This window comes from Ferdinandcohnia sp. SAFN-114 (genome assembly GCF_059415045.1).
This window is the reverse complement of record NZ_JBPFDQ010000040.1, coordinates 25,203-47,468: the sequence shown is the minus strand read 5'-3', so window position 1 is coordinate 47,468 and position 22,266 is coordinate 25,203. Positions and strand designations below refer to the sequence as shown.

25 protein-coding genes and 2 pseudogenes are annotated in these 22,266 nt (G+C 36.3%); 22 read left to right on the top strand and 5 right to left on the bottom strand.

All coding sequences use genetic code 11. From position 1 onward, the window contains the following. On the top strand, positions 1-933 hold a 933-nt coding region (locus ACR65M_RS14230), incomplete at its 5' end, for a transposase (RefSeq protein ID WP_440273644.1). Positions 934-1,688: 755 nt separating this feature from the next. Here ACR65M_RS14230 and ACR65M_RS14225 read toward each other — a convergent pair. Continuing rightward, positions 1,689-2,984, bottom strand: a complete 1,296-nt coding sequence (locus ACR65M_RS14225; RefSeq protein WP_440273643.1) for an MFS transporter — start codon at positions 2,982-2,984, stop codon at positions 1,689-1,691. Between the two features lie 265 nt (positions 2,985-3,249). Continuing rightward, a complete protein-coding gene (locus ACR65M_RS14220) occupies positions 3,250-3,690 on the bottom strand; it encodes an Rrf2 family transcriptional regulator (protein ID WP_440273642.1) in 441 nt (146 codons plus the stop codon). Positions 3,691-3,961: 271 nt separating this feature from the next. Between ACR65M_RS14220 and ACR65M_RS14215 the strand changes: the two genes are divergently transcribed. The 5 genes from ACR65M_RS14215 to ACR65M_RS14195 all read left to right on the top strand — a co-directional run bounded on the left by ACR65M_RS14215 (position 3,962) and on the right by ACR65M_RS14195 (position 8,574). Further along, positions 3,962-4,501, top strand: coding sequence for a hypothetical protein (locus ACR65M_RS14215; protein ID WP_440273641.1), 540 nt, complete (start codon positions 3,962-3,964; stop codon positions 4,499-4,501). 47 nt (positions 4,502-4,548) lie between these two features. Further along, positions 4,549-4,797 carry an ATP-binding cassette domain-containing protein gene (locus tag ACR65M_RS14210; RefSeq protein WP_440273640.1) on the top strand — a complete coding sequence of 83 codons (249 nt, stop codon included), beginning with the start codon at positions 4,549-4,551 and terminating at the stop codon, positions 4,795-4,797. Next, positions 4,790-6,514 carry an ABC transporter ATP-binding protein/permease gene (locus ACR65M_RS14205; protein ID WP_440273639.1) on the top strand — a complete coding sequence of 575 codons (1,725 nt, stop codon included), beginning with the start codon at positions 4,790-4,792 and terminating at the stop codon, positions 6,512-6,514. Before ACR65M_RS14210 ends, ACR65M_RS14205 begins: the two co-directional genes overlap by 8 nt. A gap of 67 nt (positions 6,515-6,581) precedes the next feature. Then, positions 6,582-7,250 (top strand): response regulator transcription factor, encoded by a 669-nt coding sequence (locus ACR65M_RS14200; RefSeq protein ID WP_440273638.1) that lies wholly within the window; start codon positions 6,582-6,584, stop codon positions 7,248-7,250. A gap of 1 nt (position 7,251) precedes the next feature. Beyond that, positions 7,252-8,574 carry a sensor histidine kinase gene (locus tag ACR65M_RS14195; RefSeq protein WP_440273637.1) on the top strand — a complete coding sequence of 441 codons (1,323 nt, stop codon included), beginning with the start codon at positions 7,252-7,254 and terminating at the stop codon, positions 8,572-8,574. 133 nt (positions 8,575-8,707) lie between these two features. Here ACR65M_RS14195 and ACR65M_RS14190 read toward each other — a convergent pair whose 3' ends face one another. Both ACR65M_RS14190 and ACR65M_RS14185 read right to left on the bottom strand, forming a co-directional pair. Next, entirely contained in the window at positions 8,708-8,968 is a 261-nt protein-coding gene (locus ACR65M_RS14190; protein ID WP_440273636.1) for a hypothetical protein, read from the bottom strand. A gap of 12 nt (positions 8,969-8,980) precedes the next feature. Further along, positions 8,981-9,415: a DUF6526 family protein gene (locus ACR65M_RS14185; RefSeq protein WP_440273635.1), complete on the bottom strand. Its 435-nt coding sequence runs from the start codon at positions 9,413-9,415 to the stop codon at positions 8,981-8,983. Positions 9,416-10,048: 633 nt separating this feature from the next. Here ACR65M_RS14185 and ACR65M_RS14180 point away from each other — a divergent pair. Beyond that, positions 10,049-10,654 (top strand): annotated as a pseudogene (locus ACR65M_RS14180) (class I SAM-dependent methyltransferase). Between the two features lie 152 nt (positions 10,655-10,806). On the opposite strand, the gene ACR65M_RS14175 reads toward ACR65M_RS14180, so the two are convergent. Beyond that, on the bottom strand, positions 10,807-12,453 hold the full coding sequence (locus ACR65M_RS14175) for a CoA-disulfide reductase (RefSeq protein ID WP_440273634.1): 1,647 nt from the start codon (positions 12,451-12,453) through the stop codon (positions 10,807-10,809). A gap of 181 nt (positions 12,454-12,634) precedes the next feature. Here ACR65M_RS14175 and ACR65M_RS14170 point away from each other — a divergent pair, with 181 nt between their 5' ends. The 15 genes and pseudogenes from ACR65M_RS14170 to ACR65M_RS14100 all read left to right on the top strand — a co-directional run bounded on the left by ACR65M_RS14170 (position 12,635) and on the right by ACR65M_RS14100 (position 22,193). Beyond that, a complete protein-coding gene (locus ACR65M_RS14170; RefSeq protein WP_440273633.1) occupies positions 12,635-13,204 on the top strand; it encodes a sulfurtransferase TusA family protein in 570 nt (189 codons plus the stop codon). A 13-nt stretch (positions 13,205-13,217) separates the two neighbouring features. After that, positions 13,218-13,607, top strand: a complete 390-nt coding sequence (locus tag ACR65M_RS14165; protein WP_440273632.1) for a DsrE/DsrF/DrsH-like family protein — start codon at positions 13,218-13,220, stop codon at positions 13,605-13,607. 12 nt (positions 13,608-13,619) lie between these two features. Then, entirely contained in the window at positions 13,620-14,744 is a 1,125-nt protein-coding gene (locus tag ACR65M_RS14160; RefSeq protein WP_341330224.1) for an MBL fold metallo-hydrolase, read from the top strand. Continuing rightward, positions 14,731-14,989 (top strand): annotated as a pseudogene (locus tag ACR65M_RS14155) (sulfurtransferase TusA family protein). Before ACR65M_RS14160 ends, ACR65M_RS14155 begins: the two are co-directional and overlap by 14 nt. Positions 14,990-15,237: 248 nt before the next feature. Further along, positions 15,238-15,996: a cytochrome c biogenesis CcdA family protein gene (locus ACR65M_RS14150; protein ID WP_440273631.1), complete on the top strand. Its 759-nt coding sequence runs from the start codon at positions 15,238-15,240 to the stop codon at positions 15,994-15,996. Between the two features lie 18 nt (positions 15,997-16,014). After that, entirely contained in the window at positions 16,015-16,593 is a 579-nt protein-coding gene (locus ACR65M_RS14145; protein WP_341330226.1) for a TlpA family protein disulfide reductase, read from the top strand. A gap of 38 nt (positions 16,594-16,631) precedes the next feature. Further along, positions 16,632-17,315: a response regulator transcription factor gene (locus ACR65M_RS14140; RefSeq protein WP_440273630.1), complete on the top strand. Its 684-nt coding sequence runs from the start codon at positions 16,632-16,634 to the stop codon at positions 17,313-17,315. Then, a complete protein-coding gene (locus ACR65M_RS14135; protein WP_440273629.1) occupies positions 17,308-18,396 on the top strand; it encodes a sensor histidine kinase in 1,089 nt (362 codons plus the stop codon). Before ACR65M_RS14140 ends, ACR65M_RS14135 begins: the two co-directional genes overlap by 8 nt. A gap of 332 nt (positions 18,397-18,728) precedes the next feature. After that, a complete protein-coding gene (locus ACR65M_RS14130; protein ID WP_440273628.1) occupies positions 18,729-19,508 on the top strand; it encodes a sulfite exporter TauE/SafE family protein in 780 nt (259 codons plus the stop codon). Positions 19,509-19,524: 16 nt separating this feature from the next. Next, complete coding sequence (locus tag ACR65M_RS14125) at positions 19,525-20,094, top strand: class I SAM-dependent methyltransferase (RefSeq protein WP_341330230.1); 570 nt, start codon at positions 19,525-19,527, stop codon at positions 20,092-20,094. 19 nt (positions 20,095-20,113) lie between these two features. Next, positions 20,114-20,497 carry a DUF302 domain-containing protein gene (locus ACR65M_RS14120; protein WP_341330231.1) on the top strand — a complete coding sequence of 128 codons (384 nt, stop codon included), beginning with the start codon at positions 20,114-20,116 and terminating at the stop codon, positions 20,495-20,497. Positions 20,498-20,718: 221 nt separating this feature from the next. Beyond that, a complete protein-coding gene (locus ACR65M_RS14115; protein WP_440273627.1) occupies positions 20,719-20,946 on the top strand; it encodes a sulfurtransferase TusA family protein in 228 nt (75 codons plus the stop codon). A 28-nt stretch (positions 20,947-20,974) separates the two neighbouring features. Continuing rightward, positions 20,975-21,454: a DsrE/DsrF/DrsH-like family protein gene (locus tag ACR65M_RS14110; protein WP_341330233.1), complete on the top strand. Its 480-nt coding sequence runs from the start codon at positions 20,975-20,977 to the stop codon at positions 21,452-21,454. Positions 21,455-21,485: 31 nt separating this feature from the next. Further along, the gene (locus ACR65M_RS14105; RefSeq protein WP_341330234.1) at positions 21,486-21,845 is read left to right on the top strand and encodes a rhodanese-like domain-containing protein; all 360 of its coding nucleotides are present in this window, start codon (positions 21,486-21,488) and stop codon (positions 21,843-21,845) included. Positions 21,846-21,896: 51 nt separating this feature from the next. Next, positions 21,897-22,193 (top strand): rhodanese-like domain-containing protein, encoded by a 297-nt coding sequence (locus ACR65M_RS14100; protein ID WP_341330235.1) that lies wholly within the window; start codon positions 21,897-21,899, stop codon positions 22,191-22,193. Positions 22,194-22,266: the final 73 nt, after the last annotated feature.

Genomic DNA, 22,266 nt, shown 5'->3' with positions numbered 1-22,266 from the left:
AAGGATGCCAAAGTCATTGCACAATTAGTTAAGGATGGGAGATATGCTGAACCAACAATTCCGCAAGGAGTTTATGCAGAACTCCGAGTGGCTAAAAAAATACGTGATCTCTTGACTGACGATCTTCAAACTGTCCAAGGGCAGATTCATAACTGGATAGATCGCTATTTTCCTGAGTTCCTTACGGTCTTTAAAAAGTGGGAGGGAAAGGCAGCGTTACAGTTCTTAAAGCTTTTTGCGTTACCGCATGAATTAGTAAAGTTCTCTGATCAAGACTTATTAATGCATTTAAGAAAAACTGTAAAACGTAGTGTTGGTCTTAATAAAATTCAAGAGTTAAAACATGCAGCTAGTAAGTCCATAGGACTTAGACAAGGCGCAAATATGGCCAAATTAGAGCTTAAAACATTAATTGATAAGTATGAATTAGTTCAACTTAAATTCGAAGAATTGGATTCAAAGATTGATACATTAATCGATCAGATACCTGGTGTCCAACAAATGTTGGCTATAAAAGGTGTTGGAAGAGATACAGTTGCGGGTTTCTTCGCAGAAGTTGGAGATTTAAGTGAATATTCTCATCCCCGCCAACTTATTAAACTAGCTGGTCTAAGCCTTAAAGAGAATACTTCAGGTAAACATAAGGGTAAAACCACAATTACCAAAAGAGGTAGAAGGAAACTACGAGCCCTCCTGTTTAGGGTATGTATGATTCTAGTTGCTAAGAATACAGCGTTTAAAGCATTACATGCTTACTATACTCAAAGACCAGATAATCCATTGAAGAAGATGCAGTCACTCATTGCTTTGTGTAATAAATTGATTCGTATATTCTTTGCGATTGGAAAGAAACAATTTGAATTTAATGAAGAAAGAATGTTGAAGGACATTCCTCATATGAAAGAGTTACAGACTGTGAAAGAAGCCGCATAAAGACGCAATAAATATAGATTTTAAGTAGTTTTACTTTTTATTATTTATGATTAGTATTCTATCGAAATGAAGCACGGATTAGTCAGCAAAGCAACTAAACTTCGGGCATGGACCCTGTGGAGCAGCATGACTGACATCCACCTCATGGTAAGGTTGGACGAAGGAATTTTAGAGCAATGACTCTGCGAGACATGGGAGGGTTGACCTCCGTGAGACATGTGGACATCCAAATGTGCGATCATATTTTAACATTGTTACCAATTTTTTCTTAAGGTTGGTCTAGTTGAATAAGAGTCTTTTTACTCTAACGGTCCAACATTTACCTAAATAGATAATAATATCCACTAAATCATAGATTATTAAAAACAAGCTAATATGAAAATCTAAGAAAACGAGAGAAATCGGCAGATTTCGCTTTCTTCATTGAGGGAGTTAGTGCAACAAGGCAAAACTACATTTTCAGGACTTCCAAAAGTATGGAAGTCCAGTTTTTTTATATAGAATCAACACTAACCACTAGCAGAGCTTTCTTTAAAAAAGGTAAAATAGAAAAAACATAAATCTTATGCACCACCAAATTAATCAGCCAAAGATCCTGGAAATAAAGCCGGATATGCGGCATCTAACATGATGGAAGGGGAAATAGAACGTTTCATGGGCAAGAATCGATCAAATTGTTGTATAGACGTGAATTTGGCCTTATCAAGGGCTAAGTTATAAATCTTTTTGATTATTAAGCCACTAACGTTATAGATTTACATGTTAATAGTCTTTATTGCATTTCTTTTTTTCGTGTTTACCCATAAAATGACTGGAATTAACATGAATGATAGATAAGCACCGATAAAACCTAATATCGTATAACTAGAGAACGCAACAATAAAACTTGATAATATGCTGCCGGCAGACCCACCAATTGCTACACCAACGTCAATGGATCCTTGTATTTTAGCACGGTTTTGAACAGTAGTTGAATCAACAACAATTGCCGTTCCACTAATTAAACCAAAGTTCCAGCCTAAACCTAGCAAAACAAGTGAAATAGTTAGCCATACAACTGATTCTCCTGGAACTAATGCTGCTAATAACCCTGCAGCTGTTAAAGTAACAGCAGATGCTATAACCATCTTCATACGTCCGATTTTATCAACAAGTGAACCTGTAATTAGAGAAGGGAGATACATTGCTGCAATATGAAGGCCGATTACTAATCCAACTGCAGACAATCCACTTCCATGGTGTTGCATATGAACCGGTGTCATTGTCATAATGGCTACCATGACAATATGAGATAAAATTAATACACTCGCTCCAATCATAACTCCAGTACGCTGAACTTGTTGCTTAGAATGATCTATAGTAGACGTTTCTGCCTTTGTCTTATTATTTTCTTCGATTGCACGTGCTACCATTAATGGGTCGGGTTTTAAAAATAGAAAGAATACAAGTCCCGCCAAAGTATAAGCTACCATTGCAAGTAAAAATGGTCCTGAAAGTGTTGGCATACCTAAACCTTCAGCTACGTGCCCCATTGGCGTAACCAGATTAGGACCAGCCACAGCACCGAGTGTAGTTGCTACCATTGCGATACTAGCCGCTTTTGCGCGTTGATTTGCTTTTGCTAAATCGACACCAGCGTACCGTGCTTGTAAATTCGTTGATGTACCTGCGCCATAAATAAATAACGAAATGAATAAAAGCAGAATACTATTTAAATTTGCTGCTACTACGACACCGAGTGCTCCAAGTCCCCCGGCAATAAAGCCAAAAGAAAGCCCAATTCTTCTTCCAAAAGAATTTGTAATTCGTCCAACAACATACGCGGACAGGGCGGAACCTAAAGTAAATAGTGCGGTGGGTAACCCTGTTAAGCTTTCAACACCTAACATTTGCTGAGCAAGTAATGCACCAACTGTAATACCTGCTGCTAATCCAGCCCCGCCAAGCGTTTGCGATAGTAAAATAACAAGTAAAGTTCGTCTATATAAAGCCTTTTGCAGACTTTCTGAACTTGCAATTTTTTGAATATCCTCTGTTTGAAATTTAAACATTGTGTCAGCTCCTTTATGGTCACAGTGCCCCTCGAAATTTGTCGAATGATTTACTTGGTTGAAGTCCAGTGACGCCCCGAAATTTGTCGAAAGAATACTTCCGACTAACTTATTTGCTTTTCTTTCCGCTAATAAATTGTTTTAACGCCGTTTTTTTATCGAATATTAAATGAGATATTAAAGATATTTAATATCCTTAATTGCGGTAAAATGAACCAAAATTTACCTTAAGGAAGACCTAATAGAATATCTTTAATTGAAAAAATTAACGTGATTCAGATCTTATATGTGAAATAATCTTATCATCAACATTTTTTATAATTTCTAATAATGTTTGTTCTTTAAGATGTTCTTCCATTTTTCTTTCTGCTTTCTCCATTACTTCTTGAATTAAGCATTTATGGTTATTGTGTAAATCATTTTCTAAACTACAATTAAATAATGACGCTGATCCTTCAATAGCATGGATAATTTCTAAAAAAGTAATATCCCTTATATTTTTAACTATTTTATACCCACCATTTACCCCGGGCGCCGATTCAACAAAACCAGCTTTTACCAACTTTGTTAAAACCTTTGAAAGATAAGTTGGCGACACCTTCTGAATTTCTGCCAAAGGACGTACTCCAATTGTTTTTCCGCTTGGTGTTAAAGCTAAAAATACCATGGTATGAAGCGCATAATTCGTTGCCTTGGAATACTTCAAAATTCCACCTCCAATTACAGATTCAATATGTCCATATTATTCTTTCTTTTAATATTAGTCAACCAATAGAAATATCTTATGTTCACTCCTGATGTCAACATTCCTTTATTTTGATGAGGTTACAAATTAACCAAGCATTAAGCATTATCTTCTAAATCATCATTTCATAAAGAAAGATAACCTTTTTTAATAGAAAGGTTTTTTGAGTTTATTTTCAGTTCATATAAATATGATATTTTTTGTGTGCGGAGGAAAAAGGGAGGTAACTATCATGGAAAAAAGTAAGTCTATAAACCATATGCGTTATTTAAAGAGGTTTAGTTGGTTTGTAGCTGTATTAAGTGTTGTTTTGGTCCTAGGAGGGACCCTTTCATTAATAGGATTGTTGCCGAAAAGTATGTGGACTGGCTTAGATGCTTTTCTAACAAAAATGACGCAAATTTTTGGCATTGTAGCTGTGTTTCTCATAATTTTTAGAAAGGTCTGGATGGGTGTAAAGAAGAGTAAAGTTCTAAATCTCCGCTGGATTTTCTCCACTTGGCAATTTCTCAAAAAAAGGCATACTTTGTTTGGTTGGATTGTAGTAGCTGCGGGAACGGCACACAGTCTTTACTTCCTTCTTTTTATACCGAGTGACATGAATGGAGTTTTCAGCGGGATCCTTGCATTCGTGGTCATGATTTTGATGGTTTTATTTGGATATAAATTAAATCAAAAAGTACGCACAACCAAATATGTGAGATTGTCACATACTCTTCTAGGCATAGCCTTTATGATTGGACTGGTATACCATATGGTCGAACTTCACTAGGGGGAAAAAATGAAAATTTTTAAGCAAGAAGTTTAGGAGGAATAGTAATGAAGCTACTAGAATTAAAACATATAAATAAATCATATAAATTGGCTGGAAAAGAATCAGTATCCGTTTTGCGCGATGTGAATATAAACTTTGAAAGTGGTGAATTTGTTTCTATCTTAGGAGAATCCGGTTCGGGGAAATCTACATTAATGAACATTATCGGCGGGATGGATTCAGATTATGAAGGAGACGTCATTGTTCAGGGGAAAACGCTGCGGGCAATGAAAGAAAAGGAAATCGATGCCTAGAAAGGAAAAAATTGGATTTGTTTTTCAAAGCTTTAACTTAATCCCTCATTTATCTGTGTTTGAAAATGTGATGATTGCCATGCAAATGATGGATAAAAGCGTAAAAGAACGAACGAAACATGCATTGGAAATTTTGGCAGAAGTGGGTTTACAGGATCATGCGAAAAAACGGCCCAATCAGCTTTCTGGCGGGCAAAAACAGCGTGTTGCGATCGCACGTGCCCTAGCCAATGACCCTGAGATTATTTTAGCGGATGAGCCAACAGGCGCACTCGATCAAGAAACAAGCGGCCAAATTCTTGAGCTGCTTGATTCCATAGCGAAAAAAGGTGTTCTCATTATTACAGTGACGCATTCACAAAAGGTAGCTGATTTTGGTAGTCGGATTATAACGGTTGAGGATGGGAGTATTAAAGAAGATCAGTCATTAAAAGAGCGATACACCACTGTGAAGGAAACGGTACAGAAAAAAGGAAAAAATTTAAGTATGATCGACTCTTTTAAGCTGGCTATGAAAAATATGCAATTAAAGGCGAGACGAAATATTCTCGTCGCTTTGGGAGGTTCCATCGGAATATTCAGTGTTATTTTAATGTTGTCTTTAGGAAACGGTGTTACAGACTATATGAATAATGAAATTAACACGAATTTGAATCCCCTTCTTGTTGATGTGGTAAAGCAGAATGAAGAAGAGACTACACAAGAGAAGGAGTTACGGCCTAATCCACAAACGGGGAGTGAGTCATTTTCAGATGAAGACATAGCTAAGGTCAGCAACTTAGAAAATGTTGAGAGAGTAGAAAAAGTGACAACGATCAGGGGAAAAACGAATGTTGTATACAATGAAGAGAATTATGAACTGGCATCAATGGGAACTATAACTGATACAATTAATGAAGATAATATTGAAAAGGGAACACTCCCATCTAAGAATGAAGTATTGCTGACGACTTCTTTTGCACAAAGTTTATCCAGTGAAGAGACATATGAGTCCCTCGTAGGAGAATCCGTTACACTCTTTATTAATGAAATGGGAGAAAATAATCAGCCTGTCATAGTGGAAAGAGAGCTAGTCATCTCGGGCATATATGCTCAGGAAGATATGGGGCCAGTAGAAGGAGCAGGTGCGTACGTATCGTATACGACGCTAGAAGATGCATACAGCGAACAGAAGTTACTATTGCAACCTGTACAGCTTAATGCGTATGCAAAAAAACAGGAAGATGTAGAAAAAATTAAAGCAGATGTGGAAAAAGCCGGCTTCGTAAGCTCTCCGATTGCAAGTATGATGGAACAAGTAACAACGTATGTGAATATGGCATCATGGCTGTTAGCTGGAATTGCGGCTATCTCCCTGCTTGTATCTGGTATTATGATTTTAGTCGTCCTTTATATAAGTGTAGTGGAACGAACGAGGGAAATTGGGATTCTACGGGCGATTGGTGCTAGAAAGAAAGATATTCGCCGCATTTTCTTTTCAGAGTCTGCTCTTATGGGTCTGTTGAGTGGTGGAATAGCCGTTGCAGGAGCCCAGCTTATTAGTATTCTTTTGAATAATTTGACGTCCAAAAGCTTCGGTACTGAACTGATTCAGCCGACAAATGAATACATGCTGTTTGGAATCGGAGCCAGCATTTTGATTAGTGTGATTGCAGGATTACTCCCATCTTCTAAAGCAGCTAAACTCGATCCAATGGAGTCCCTTCGATACGAATAAAAAGCAGGACAGAACCCTTTCATTACATTGTATGATAGGGAATAAATAGATGAACGGAGGGGGCAAAATGAATAAGATTTTAGTCGTGGATGATGACCCGCATATTCGGAAGTTGATAAAGCTTTATCTTGAAAATAGTCAATTCACCGTAGTGGAGGCCAAGGACGGAAAGGAAGCATTGGATTATGTGTCCCATACAAAAGTCGATTTAATGATTGTCGATGTCATGATGCCACGTGTAAATGGCATCGAATTAACGGAAGATATTCGCAGGTACTTGGATATTCCAATCTTAATGGTAACAGCAAAAGGCGAATCGATGGATAAAGTTAAAGGGTTTCAGGCCGGAACGGATGATTATTTGGTGAAGCCCTTTGACCCTGTGGAGTTGGTCCTCCGGGTTAAATCCCTTTTAAAGCGCTACAATATTTCCACATCAAAGACAATCGAAATTGGTCATACAAAAATTGACCTTGAGACCTTGACCGTTTCTTCAAATGAAGGAACGGTATCGCTAAAAAAGAAAGAATGTGAACTACTCTTTATGCTGGCCAGTTCGCCAGGTAAGATTTTTACTCGAACACAATTGATTGAAAGCCTTTGGGGAATAGACTATGAAGGGGACGAACGGACAGTGGATGTTCATATTAATCGCCTTCGTCAGCGGATTGAGTCTTTCTCATCTTTAATAATCACCACTGTTCGAGGGCTCGGATATCGGTTGGAGGAAAAATAGGGTGTTAAAAAAAAACCTGCGTATTCAAATAGTCGCTACTTTTATCATGATTATACTCCTTAGCCTCTTTTTATCATTTGGAATTACTCGATTGATTTCGGAGAGGGAAATTAGCATTGACGAGCCGTTTTTAACGATTGCAAGTGACATTGCTGATCTTCTTGCGGTAGCTGAACCCGATAGGCGTAATCAAGTGCTGGAAATTTTATCTAAATATAATATACATGGTGAAGTTTTAAAAGAAGGACATTTACTGCCTTTTTCATTAACAGAGGAAGAAACTTCACTGCTATTTCAGACTGATATAACAGAGCCGTTCTTTTTAAATAAAAAGGAAGGTCCTGTGCGATTTATTGGAGTACCGAATATTGATGATAGTGGAAGTTCATTGATCGTAAAGGTGGACTTTACCTACTTTTCGGAGGCTATCCAGCGCATCATACTCATTAGTCTTATTTTGGTATTGATTATTGGCAGTCTGTTTATTCTGCTAGCCTCTAACTACATTATTAAACCAGTAAGAAAACTGACGAGTGCAGCGAAAGAAATGGCAACAGGAAATTTATCCGTTCGGCTTAAATATAAAAAGAATGATGAACTCGGGGAATTAATAAACAGTTTTAATCATATGGCAAGTGAACTTCAAAAAATTGATAAAATGCGAGATGATTTTGTCAGTAATGTTTCTCATGAAATCCAGTCGCCAATCACATCGATTCGAGGGTTTACAAAGGCGATTAGAGACGGTGTTATTCCACAAGAACAGCAAAAAGAACATCTGGATATTATTTATGAGGAAACCTTAAGACTTTCGAAGCTTAGTGATCATTTACTTCGGCTTGCTTCACTCGATTCAGAAAACCATCCTTTCAATCCGGTGGAGTATCAATTAGATGAACAGCTACGTAGAACGGTTCTCGTTTTGGAACCGTTATGGCCGGAAAAAAATCTTGATGTTGAACTCGATCTCAAGCCTTGCAAAGTTAAGGTTGACCAGGATTTGTTTGAACAGGTATGGCAAAATTTAATTACTAATGCGATTAAATATTCCGATAAAAATGATAAAATTGAAGTGAAAATGGAAATAGTTGATAAAGAAGTCCGCATTCATGTAAAAGATAATGGAAAAGGGATTCCAGAAAAAGACCTTCCATACGTATTTGACCGATTCTATATGGTGGACAAGGCAAGAAGCCATTTAGGAGGAGGAAATGGGCTGGGGTTGTCGATTGTGAGAAAAATCATCGAACTTCATGGCTGTCAAATAAATGTAAAAAGTGAGGAAGGAAAAGGCAGCTGTTTTACGATTTCCATCCCGCTTTAGATTAACAAGTAAAAACCTCGACCATTATTTGAGTTGGGTTCAATTCCAGGACTAAATTTGATTCCGTAATGATGCTACAACTTTAATAAAATTATAATTAAGGACCTAACCTGAGGTCCTTAATTTATATTATTTATCTACTAATTAAAGTATCTTCTAGTAAAACCTTTACATTTAGGAAATTGCGTTTCGAATTTTCATTCTGGTCAAACAAGATCTCTATTGGCAATTGACTCGTCCCGATGGTCGCAATGTAGGTGGCAATGCCTGCATCGATATTTTGAAAAATATCAATGAGGTTGGAGACCAAATTTACGTCAAAAAGACAGTCAATAATGTCTTTATATAGATATTTTTCGCTTCGTTCATGACGACTTACATTCTTCCTTTGCATGTTCGATACCTATCAGACACGGTGATGATCCGGTCGCCACGTTTTTACAGACTTTTTAATGTCATCTGGCGATAGGCTTTCAATAATTGTACGTTCAACTAATTCAACTAACTCCGCATCTGATGCAAACCGCAATGCAATTAATTGCTCCTTCGTAATGCTGTCATCTAAACGACTGCCTGTTAACATATAATAACGCATTTGCTCTTCTGTACGAATGAGTCGATCTTGTAAAGTTAAAGCATACATACGTGCAAGCATTCCGGGAATGATTGCCAGTACAACTACGCCAAATAATAATAACAATTGCATAGAAAAGCCGTATTTCATAAATTGATAAATACTATAGATTGCTGTAGTCAAAAGCAATATGAAACTTAATGGCAACCAAACAAAGTGCTGCAACGGTTGAAAACGGGTATGACTTCCATACGATTGTTCTTTCATTTTCTCACCTCCTATACCCATAAGGGTATTATAAAACATTTCAACATAAATAGCGAAGGATAACTACTTGAAAAAGCTGATTGTTTTTTCGCAAAAAACATATATTCAAGCCAATTTGAAGAGATTTATTATGATATAAGTTGAAAATAATTATTTTATTCAAGGCATGTACTAGTTGTATTTTTTTGACAAGATATATTTTTTCTTTAATATATATACCCATAAGGGCATTTTAATCATTCAAAAAATACAGATACTATAAAAAAGGAAATGGGGGTGTTAAAATGGTCAAAGTAACACATGCTGCAATTTCAGCCATTACCAGAGAGGTTCAAGATATCATTGATGAGGGTAGAAAACCGCTGATTCGCTTTTCCATGGGCGTTGGCTGAGGGGGCCCGCAGCTTCGTCTGACTCTGGAAGAGTCGGCTTTAGAAAATGATGAAATAATAGAGCAGGATGGAATCAGCTTTTTAATAAATGAAAGAGATCAAGTATATTTTAATGATGCAAAGATTGATTATGTAAAGACATTATTCGGAGGCGGACAGTTTACTGTGCTTCGTGTTTAAGTTAAAGGGCTATTTTTAGCCCTTTTTTACATATTTGATTATGACCAGAAAGGAGAATATTATGAACAACCATTGGAATAATCGCTTTCAAACTGAGAATTATGTTTATGGGACAGAGCCAAATGTGTTCATATCCGAAATGCAGGAAAAACTTCAATTATCCGGGGATGCTTTGGCTATTGCTGAAGGTGAAGGCAGGAATGCCGTTTTCTTAGCTGAACAAGGAATGAGGGTGACTGCTTGGGATTATGCAGAATCTGGGCTGTAAAAAACAAGGAAGCTTGCCGAGAACAAAGGGGTAACTGTTCAAACAGAGTATGTTGATTTAAATGAAGCTATTTGGGAAACAGAACTGTGGGATAAAATTATTTGTGTTTTTGGACACTTCCCAAAGAAAATACGTAAAAAAACACTTGAGGGAGTAAAAAAGGCAGTAAAACCAGGGGGGTATTTTGTAACAGAAGTATATTCAATTTAGCAACTTCCCTATAAAAGCGGGGGACCAAAAGATATCGATTTCCTTTATTCTCCGGAAGAGTTCCTGCAAACCTTTACGGATTGGCGGATTGTTCATTTCTTTATGGGTGAAGCTATTCGATATGAGGGAGATTTACATACTGGCTTAGCACATGTTATTCAATTTGTTGGCCAAAAACCGGAATTATAAAATGCTGGTAAAAAGGTGAGAAGGCTCCAATTTTTCAATCGGGGATCCTCACCTTATATTATTTTGCAGATTTTTCAACACATTCTTAACAGTTCATACCAAGGAGAATAAAGGTCCCCAAGTCGGATTAACACTTTGTGATCTTTTTCTAATTAATGATATACAGCTGAATATGTTTTCCAACCGCCATCAAGATTCTTTACTTTAAAACCGTTGGCCATTAAAATTCTTGTAGCAAGATATCCTCTTAACCCTACTTGACAAGATACATAAATTGTATTGTCCTTAGGTAGTTCTTCTAAGCGGCCACGGATTTCTCCTAATGGAATATTGACTGAACCTTTGATGTAACCAGCTTCTCTTTCACTTGGTTCCCGAACGTCAATTAGTAGTCCTCCATCTTCTATAATAGAGTCGATTTCATTCCATTGTATTGTTTCAACGTCCTCCTCAATCATGTTTGCAGCAACATATCCAGCCATGTTAACTGGATCTTTTGCAGATGAGAATGGAGGAGCATATGCTAACTCAAGCTCAGTTAAATCAAATACCGTTAATCCACCCTTAATTGCGGTAGCGATAACATCAATTCTCTTATCTACACCATCTGCACCAACTGCTTGTGCTCCAAAGATCTTCCCAGTTGATTCTTCGAAAATTAATTTAAGCGCGATTGGATGTGCTCCTGGATAATAGCCTGCATGTGATGCTGGGTGTATATGAAGCACCTTGTAATCTTTTCCAAGCTTTTGTAATACCTTTTCGTTATTGCCTGTTGTGGCAACAGCTAAATCGAATACTTTTGCAATTGCTGTCCCTAGAGTCCCATGGTATTTTTCATTTTTCCCATAAATATTATTAGCAACAATCCGGCCTTGACGATTTGCAGGTCCGGCGAGTGGAACCATGGCAGAGATTCTGCTAATAAAGTCAACAACTTCGATTGCGTCACCTAATGCATAGATTGACTCATCACTAGTTTGTAAGTATTCATTTACCTTAATTCCACCACGTTCCGCAACGTCAAGACCAGCATCAGCAGCTAAAGTGTTTTCTGGACGAACACCAATAGATAAAATAATCATATCTGTAGATACTTTGTTTCCGCTTGATAAAATAACAGTCTTACCTTGATCTTCAAATGCTTTTACGCCATCTTTAAGTAGAAGATTTACTCCTTTTTCGATGAGATGTTTGTGTACAATAGCGGCCATTTCATAATCAAGTGGAGCCATTACTTGGTTTGCCATTTCAATTAATGTAACTTTTACTCCACGCTCAACAAGGTTTTCTGCCATTTCCAACCCGATGAAACCACCACCGATTACAACAGCTTCTTTTGGTTGTTTATGATCAACAAAGCTTTTAATTTTATCAGTATCAGGTATATTGCGAAGTGTAAATACGTTCTCAGCCTCGTTTAAACCTGGAATAGGTGGAACAAGTGGCTTTGCTCCGGGAGAGAGAACTAGTACATCATAGCTCTCTTCATATTCCTCGCCTGTTTTTAGATTTTTAACTGAAACAGTTTTAGTATCACGGTTAATCTTTGTTACTTCACTGACATTTCTAATATCCAAATTGAACTTTTTACTCATTCCATCTACTGTTTGGACAAGTAGTTTTTCGCGTTTTTGGATGGTTTCACCTATATAGTATGGTAAACCGCAGTTTGCGAAGGAAATATGTTCTCCTCTTTCAAATAAAACGATTTGTGAACTTTCATCTAATCTTCTAAGTCTTGCTGCAGCAGTAGCTCCGCCCGCAACGCCACCGACAACTACAATTTTTTTACCCATCTTTTATCTCTCCTTATTATGAAAAATTTATCTTTAGTTAATACCCCTACCCCTATATTAGTCCAACGTAAATATAAAAGATGTGATAAAAATCACATCAGCGGAAGAAATTTGTGGAAGTGCCCTTGAAGGTATTCAATTTGCCTAATAAGAAATAATACTCTTGAAAGGGGGTTATTATATGACAGTAACAGCGAATCGAGTTCTTGATGCGAAAGGTCTTGCATGTCCAATGCCGATTGTAAAAACGAAAAAAGAAATGACCACACTTGAACCAGGACAAGTAATGGAGATCCAGGCAACTGACAAAGGATCTACTGCAGATATCAAGGCATGGGCAGAGAACACGGGTAATCAATATTTAGGAACGGTCACAGAAGGGGATACATTAAAGCATTATCTTCGTAAAGCAACGTCGGAAGAGGAAAAGCCTGAGAAGAAACATGATGCTGTTGCTACACTCGAGGATCTTCAAAATTCAATTGACGGTAACGAAAAAGTTACAATACTTGATGTAAGAGAACCAGCTGAATACGCATTTGGACACATTCCAGGTGCTATTAATATACCTTTAGGCGAGTTAGAAAAACGCTTTGAAGAACTAGATAAAAGCGAAAACCTTCATGTTATATGTCGCACAGGTAGTCGAAGTGATTTAGCAGCTCAACAGCTTACAGCGAAAGGGTTTCAACATGTAAAAAATGTTGTCCCAGGTATGAAAGAATGGAAAGGCCAAATCGAGAGTAAATAAGGAGGAATGAATCATGAAAGTAGCGATTATTGCTGCAAATGGTGGTATGTTCGATGCATATAAGGTTTTTAATATTGCTACTGCTGCCGCAGCAACCGATGCAGAAGTAGGAATCTTTTTTACATTTGAGGGGTTAAACCTCATTCATAAAGAAGGACATAAAAACCTACCAATGCCGGCGGGTACAGAACATTTTCAGGAGGGTTTTAAAAAAGCTAATGTTCCCCCAATTGAAGAATTAGTTTCCATGGCAAGCGAGATGGGTGTCAAAATGATTGCCTGCCAGATGACAATGGATGTGATGAGCTTAGAAAAAGAGCATTTTGTGGAAGGTATTGATGTAGGAGGAGCCGTTACCTTCTTAACGTATGCGAAGGATGCAGACGTAACACTTACATTCTAAGGAGGGACAAATTTGGCACAAACAATTTCAGTAAAAGAACTAGTGAAAAAAGTGCTAAGTAAAGAGAAGCTTTTTATTCTCGATGCAAGAAACACGGATGATTTCGATGATTGGAAAATTGAAGGGGAAAATGTGGAAGTTATCAATAAACCTTATTTCGAGTTAATTGATGGAATTGAGCCAGTTCAAGACCAGTTACCAAGAGACAAAGACATCTATGTCATTTGTGCGAAAGGTGGTTCCTCTGAGTTTGTAGCAGATCAAATTATGGAAGCTGGTTTCACGAATAACGTGTTTTCTATAGAAGGCGGAATGAAAGCATGGAGTGAATACTTAGAACCGATAAAAATTGGTGACTTAAAAAATGGTGGTTCGATTTATCAATTTGTTCGTATTGGGAAAGGGTGTTTGTCATACCTAATCGAGTCAAATGGCAAAGGAGCTATGATTGATACAAACCGAATGATCGAACAATATGAGGAGTTCATTAGTGAGCACAACATCCAGATGAAACATGTACTGGACACTCATCTTCATGCAGACCACATATCAGGTGGGAGAAAACTTGCTGAAAAACATGGTGCTACTTATTATTTACCACCTAAGGATGCTGATGAAGTCACATATGAATATAACCATATTCAAGATGGTGATGAATATCAGGTAGGAGAAACGACAATTAAAGCAGTATACTCACCTGGACATACAATCGGGAGTACATCCTTTGTCGTGGATGATCAATATTTATTAACAGGAGATATTTTATTCATTGATTCGATTGGTCGCCCAGATCTTGCAGGAAAAGCTGAGGATTGGGTAAGTGATCTTCGAAATACCTTATATAAGAGATATAAGGAACTAGCAGATGACCTTTTCGTTCTCCCAGCACACTTTATGACTCATCATGAAATGAATGATGATGGAAGTGTGTCTGAGAAACTTGGAGTCCTCTATAAAGAAAATCATGGATTAAATATACATGATGAAAATGAATTTAGAAGGACTGTAACTGAAAATCTTCCTCCTCAACCGAATTCATATCAGGAAATACGCGAAACAAATATGGGTAAGATCAATCCGGAACTAGAGCAACAGCGGGAAATGGAAATTGGACCAAATCGATGTGCGGTTAGGTAGTAAGGAGAAACACAATGCTGTTCAATCAACTAAGGTGTTGGATTGTAAAGGTCTCGCCTGTCCTATGCCTATCGTTAGGACAAAGAAGAAATGGACACATTGGAATTAGGAGATGTTTTGGAAATTCAAGCGACCGATAAAGGTGCTAAAAATGATTTAACAGCATGGCGAAATCAGGCGGACATGAATTTATTATAGAGGAAGAGGAAAATGGCGTACTAGAGTTTTGGATTAAAAAAGGTTAACAAACAAAAAGATAGGTGGCAAAAAGTCACCTATTCCCTTTGAAGTGAGTAACATTCATATGACTTATAAAAAAGCGTTTCTACTGAAGTAGAGACGCTTTTACCAAATTTTTAAAGTGAAAAAGAATTTCGTTATTTTCATAGAATTTTCACATTGGACTTTTATTATATTTTTTAGGGACTATAAAATAGATATTTTTTCTATTATATATATTTTAATTTATTATCAAATAGAAAGAGGGATTTCTTTGAGTGTAATTGGAGCAGATACTGTATTAATTGTAGGAATGTTACTAGCTATGTCTGCTGGAGCACTGTCTTTTCTTTCACCTTGTGTACTTCCTATTTTCCCAGCATATTTATCTTACATTACTGGAATAAGTGTGAAAGAACTAAATGAAAGACAAAATACTAAAATACGCGGGAAGTTATTAAGTCATTCGATCGTATTTTTATTAGGTGTTTCACTCGTTTTTATTAGCTTAGGTGCAAGTGCTTCTTTTTTCGGACAATGGATTCAATCAATATTAAACGGTGAAACAGGATTATTGATTCAGAGAATTGCAGGTATCTTTTTAATTGTAATGGGGTTGTTTGTTGCGGGGTGGTTAAATATCTCTTTATTAATGAAGGAAAGGCGGTTTCAGTTTGCAAGAAAACCTTCAGGATATGTAGGGACGTTTTTTGTGGGACTTGGCTTTGCCGCTGGATGGACGCCTTGTATAGGACCAATCTTCGGTTCAATTTTGCTATTGGCCGCAAGTAATCCCACGCAAGGCATGGTATATACAATGATGTATATTATTGGCTTTGCTTTACCTTATCTAATATTGACTTTCTTTCTCGGATCAACAAAGTGGATTGTACGCAGAAGTTCATTGATTATGAAAACGGGCGGAGTAATTATGATTTTAATGGGCCTAGTATTATTCTTAGGCTTGATGCCGCGAATTACGGGCTTTTTACTTGATATCGTTGAAGGAACATGGTTATCGAAATTAGGATAGTAGGTGGAGGTTAAAGAGTTGAGTAAAATAAACAAAATTATTCTTGCTGTAATCATATTCGGGATGTTTAGTTGGGTGATTTTTGAAGCGGTTTTTTCCAATGGCGATACAACAACGCAAAACACTATATCAGAAGGAGAAACGAATGCTGATGTAGTGACAACGTCTGATGGTAGTGGAATTACAAAGGGTGAATTAGCACCTGACTTTCAGCTTAAAACTTTGAATGGTGAAACTGTGAGTTTGTCCGATTATAGAGGTAAACCAGTCTTTATTAACTTTTGGGCAACTTGGTGTCCCCCATGTAGAGCAGAGATGCCTGATATGCAAGAATTATATGAAAAAAAGGATATTGAGATATTAGCTGTTAATTTAACATCAACTGAGCCGAGTCAAGAAGATGTTAGTAAGTTTGTAGAGGATTATGGTTTGACTTTTCCCATAGTGCTTGATGAAAACTCAAGTGTATCAGAAACTTACGAAGTATATGCATATCCTACTTCTTATTTGGTAGATTCAAATGGGCATATACAATTTATTTCCATAGGTGCAATGAATTATGAATCAATGGCTCAAGAATTCGAAAAGGTGAAATAAGCCTTGTTGTTCAGTACAATAGTCAAGAGGTGACCTATGTGACACAATCCATACTGGTTGTTGAAGATAATCAAATGATTCGCGAGTTAATTAAAATTTACTTAGAAAAGGAAGGTTATCATGTAATTGAAGCTGAAGATGGAATACAAGCAAAAGATGCCTTCTTAACATACCATCCATGTTTAATCATTCTTGATTTAATGCTTCCAAAGCTAAGTGGAGAAGATTTTTGTATGTGGGTTAGAGAACAAGAGCAAAATGAGGTATCCATTATTATGTTGTCGGCGAAAGCACGTATCGATGATCGGATAAAGGGATTAAAAATGGGTGCGGATGATTATCTAACTAAGCCTTTTGATCCTAATGAACTTCTGGCCCATGTCGAAGCTGTTCTAAGGAGGACAGGGCAATTTTGCCAAAAGATAACATATGGAGGTTTATCTATAAAACCTAGAAAAGGCGAGGTTATCTTATATGATAAAAAGTTAAATTTAACTAATCATGAATTCAAACTTTTATATCATTTCTTAAAAAATCCGAATGTAGTTTTATCAAGAGAGGATTTAGTAAATCAATTATACCCCTATGCTGATAAAATGATATTAGATAGGACGATCGATGCCCATATTAAAAAGCTACGAGAAAAAATTGAAGATAATCCGTCTTCTCCAAAACGAATACAAACGGTCAGAGGAATGGGGTATAAATTTGTTGATGGATAAAGTGTTAAAATCATGCTTTCCCAAAAAGGTTTTATGGAGATTAACACTGACAAATATTATAGTTATTGCCACATTTATCATCTTGAGTAGTTGGGCGATCTATAACACAGCTTGTTTCTTGGTTGAGGGCATGGGGCAAATTAATGCTCAAAAACAAAATGAGTTCAATACGACACTTTTTCAATATTTATGGATATTTAGTGTCAGTGTAATCATAATGGGTAGCGTAGTTCATTTTTATATAACAACGAAGTTAATTAAACCATTGAATAGATTGATAGAGTCTACAAAAATTATGAAGCAAGGGCATTATCCCGAGCCAATTAAAGTGAAATCGGATGGAGAGATAGAACAACTTATTCTCCATTTTAATGAATTAGTACAGCAATTAAAGAATAATGAACAATATCGACAGAAACTTATTTCGGATCTATCACATGAATTTCGAACGCCGTTATCAAATTTAAATGGTTACTTAAATGCATTAAGTAATGGGGTCATTGAAGGTAACCCAAAACTATATGAATCACTTCAGAAAGAATCTAAACGTCTTACGCATATGGTTGAACAGTTTGAGATATTAAAAGAATGGGATTATGCGTCCATACAAAACTTTACTGAAAGACAGCAGGTAGATATGCGCTTATTGCTAGAGCAATCCGTTGAAATGTTTAAATGGTTATTGGATCAGAGAGGTATTAAAGTAGATTTACAAACGGATTATGGAAAAGTGACTGTTATCAATGGAGGGATTCCACAGGTAATTAGTAATTTGATCGATAATGCAATCCGTTATTATGAGGGTACAGGGCCAATTATCATAAAAGGAGAAGCATTAGATGAAGAATACCTCGTGACCGTAAGTGGACCTAGCCAAAGAATTTCAGAATTTAACCAAGAAAAAATCTTTGAGAGATTTTATCGAACTGATTCTTCAAGAAATAGTGAAACGGGTGGAACAGGACTTGGACTATCGATTTCAAAAGAAATTGTTGAACATCATAATGGGAAGATTGGGCTAATATCGAATCAGAATTATAATTCATTCTGGTTTACTTTGCCTTTAGGCCATATCACTTAAAAAAATTATCTGACATTAAAAAATAATAATGATTAACAGCTAGGAAATAAAATAATACTCCTAGCTATTTTTATGAAAACAATCATAATCCTCTTTTAATCAGATAAGCACAAAACCAATTTAAGATTTAACAACTGTTATATAATATCAAGTCTCATTGTCACAGGCTATTAAGAAATTATGTGGAAAAAATCACTTCGTATTTTAACTCCTGTAAAAGAAATAATAAGGGTTAGAGGAGGTGTGATGAATAGCCTTCTTAATTAGTTGGATAAGATAAAAAAGAATTGTGTTGACCTTAAAGGTCACTCATCTAATGAGGTGATTTGAGTTTGGATTTCTCTTTTATAATTGTGATTTTTTTAATTGGATTCATTGGTTCATTTATTTCTGGTATGGTTGGAATTGGTGGATCTATTATTAAATACCCTATGCTGTTATATATACCACCGTTATTTGGATTAGCTGCGTTTAGCGCCCACGAGGTTTCTGGAATAAGTGCAGTTCAGGTGTTTTTTGCAACAATGGGTGGGGTATGGGCATATCGAAAAGGTGGCTACTTAAATAAGACACTTATTATTTACATGGGAGTAGCCATATTAGTAGGAAGCTTTATAGGGGGATATGGTTCAAAGCTTTTGAGTGAGGGTGCAATTAACCTTGTATACGGTATACTTGCAGTTATTGCAGCTGTGATGATGTTTATCCCGAAAAAAGGAATAGATGATATTCCACTTGAGCAAGTAACCTTTAATAAATGGTTGGCTGCAATTCTATCACTGATAGTAGGTATTGGTGCTGGAATTGTAGGAGCAGCGGGTGCATTTATTTTAGTACCTATCATGCTTGTGGTTTTAAAAATACCAACTCGTATGACAATTGCTTCATCATTAGCTATAACGTTTATTTCTTCTATTGGAGCAACAATTGGAAAATTAACAACCGGTCAGGTAGAGTATTTCCCAGCACTAATTATGGTTATTGCAAGCTTAATTGCTTCTCCACTTGGAGCAAATCTAGGTAAAAAAGTAAATACGAAGATTCTACAGTGGATATTAGCGGCACTAATTCTTGCAACATCTATCAAGATTTGGGTAGATATATTATTTTAAACAAGAGGTGAGATAAATGGCTGGACACAGATTTAATCCTGAAAAGGCTGATAAATTAATTAATCCAGATAGAAAGAAGATCGTTGACCCGGAAAGAATCATTACAATGCTTGGACTAACAGAAAGTGACAAGATTGTCGACTTGGGAGCTGGAAATGGTTTTTTTACCATTCCATTTGCGCAAACCACTAGAGATACAGTGTATGCGGTTGATATCGAACAAAAAATGTTAGAACTTCTAAAAGAGAGAGCGAATAAGGCAAGTATCGAAAATATTACCTATATCCAAAGTGATTTAGAAAATATAAAAATGGAAGAAGATACTGTAGACAAGGCCTTCATTGCATTTGTGATGCACGAGATCCCAAATATGACAAAGGCACTAGAGGAAATAAAACGTATTATTAAACCAGGAGGAAAACTCCTTATTGTAGATTGGGAAGCTGTAGAATCTGAAATGGGGCCACCACTGCATGAACGAATCTCTTCTAAGGAGATGGAGAACTTTTTACATAGCAATGGATTTCAACCTACTGTTAAGATCCTTCATGAAGCAGTCTATGCAGTCTTAACCGACGTAAATTAATGGGTAAAGGGGAATCATGATGTTTGATTATACGGTTACAACGAAAAAGAATATGGAAGAGGCTATAAAAAGCCTAGAGGACAACTTAAAAGAAGAACAATTTGGTGTGTTGTGGAATTTCGATTTGAAGGAAAAACTGCAATCAAAAGGTCTTGATTTTCAAAAAGAGTTTAAAATTCTTGAAGTATGTAATCCACATGAAGCACATAGAGTTATTAATGAAAACATTATGGCAGGTTACTTCCTACCATGTAAAATAGTTGTTTATAATGAAAAAGAAACGACGAGTATTGGAATGCCGAGACCGACATCACTTATTACCATGATGAAGGATGAAAAGATACATTCTCTTGCTAAGGATATTGAAGAAAGGCTAATAAGATGTATTGAGAAAAGCGTGTAATAGCTATAGTTGGGTGTATGTGAAAAAAACATCCAACTTTTTTATTTTATCTGTTGACAATATACCCATTAGGGTATAACATTGGAAATGTGATTTTTATCACAGCATCTTTAAATTTTGAATAATAAGTAAGAAATAATAGGGTTGACACCCGTTTTTATTTTAGTTAACATTATACCCATAGGGGTAAAGGTAAAAATAAAACTATGGAGGTTATCTACATGAATATAGATAAAGTATTAGATGCAAAAGGGTTAGCTTGCCCAATGCCTATTGTAAAAACAAAAAAAGCAATTGATAGTCTTGAGTCAGGGCAAATCTTAGAGGTTCTTGCAACTGACAAAGGTGCAAAAAATGATTTAACAGCATGGGCAGCATCTACTGGACATGAACTAGTTGAAACAAAAGAGGAAAATGGTGTTCTTTACTTTTATATAAAAAAAGGCTAATACATTGGAGTAAATGGGAGGAATAAGAATGACTGAAAGAAAAAAAACAACGATCGTATTATTTAGCGGGGATTATGACAAGGTAATGGCAGCTTATATTATTGCGAATGGTGCAGCAGCATATGATCATGAAGTAACAATTTTCCATACTTTTTGGGGATTAAATGCTTTACGTAAAGATGAAGAGATTAAAGCAGACAAAAGCCTCATTGAAAAAATGTTTGGCAAAATGATGCCTAGGGGTGCAAATAAACTAGGACTTTCAAAAATGAATATGGCAGGAATGGGGCCAAAAATGATCAAGGATGTAATAAAAAAACATAATGCGTTGCCATTACCACAGCTTATTGAAATGGCGCAAGAGCAGGATATCAAGCTCGTTGCATGTACAATGACAATGGATTTACTTGGACTTAAACAAGAGGAACTTCTAAAAAATGTTGAATTAGCAGGTGTTGCGGCTTATTTAGCAGATGCTGAAGATGGAAATGTAAACTTGTTTATCTAAGAGACTTTATTGCACACAGGAGGTAATGAACATGGAATATATCAATTATATCGTTTTTGCACTAATTGTAATTTTTATCGTACAACGTCTTATTCCTACAAGAGGAATTAGAAGTATTAACACAGTTGAATTAAATAATGAATTAAAGGACAAAAACAAACAATTTATTGATGTTCGTACTCCTGGTGAGTTTAAAGGCTATCACATCAAAGGGTTTAAAAACATGCCACTTCATCAGCTTGCAAAAAAAGCGAATGAACTTTCAAAGGATAAGGAAGTAGTTGTGATCTGCCAGAGTGGTATGAGAAGTCAAAAAGCCAGCAAGCAATTAAAAAAATTAGGTTTTAAGCATATAACAAATGTTAAGGGTGGCGTGAGTTCCTGGAGATAATGATAGCTATCACAATTGTAAATAAACTTGTTGAAAATGGAGGAAATCAAAATGAAACAACTAACAGCTAAAGAAGTTGAAACATTACTAAACGAAGGTAAAACGTTAAATATCATCGATGTTCGTGAAGTGGATGAAGTTACGGCAGGAAAAATTCCTGGTGCTGTGAATATCCCACTAGGATTAGTAGAATTCCGTATGCATGAACTTGATAAGTCAAAAGAATATGTTATGGTTTGCCGTTCAGGTGGTAGAAGTGGAAGAGCTTCTCAATTCCTTGAAGGACAAGGATTCAAAGTGATCAACATGGAGGGCGGGATGCTCGCTTGGGAAGGTAATGTAGAGTAATCTTTTTGAGTTTGTATAATACCATTATAGGTATATAAAGGTGCACAGTTTCTTTTAAACATGGACACTTATA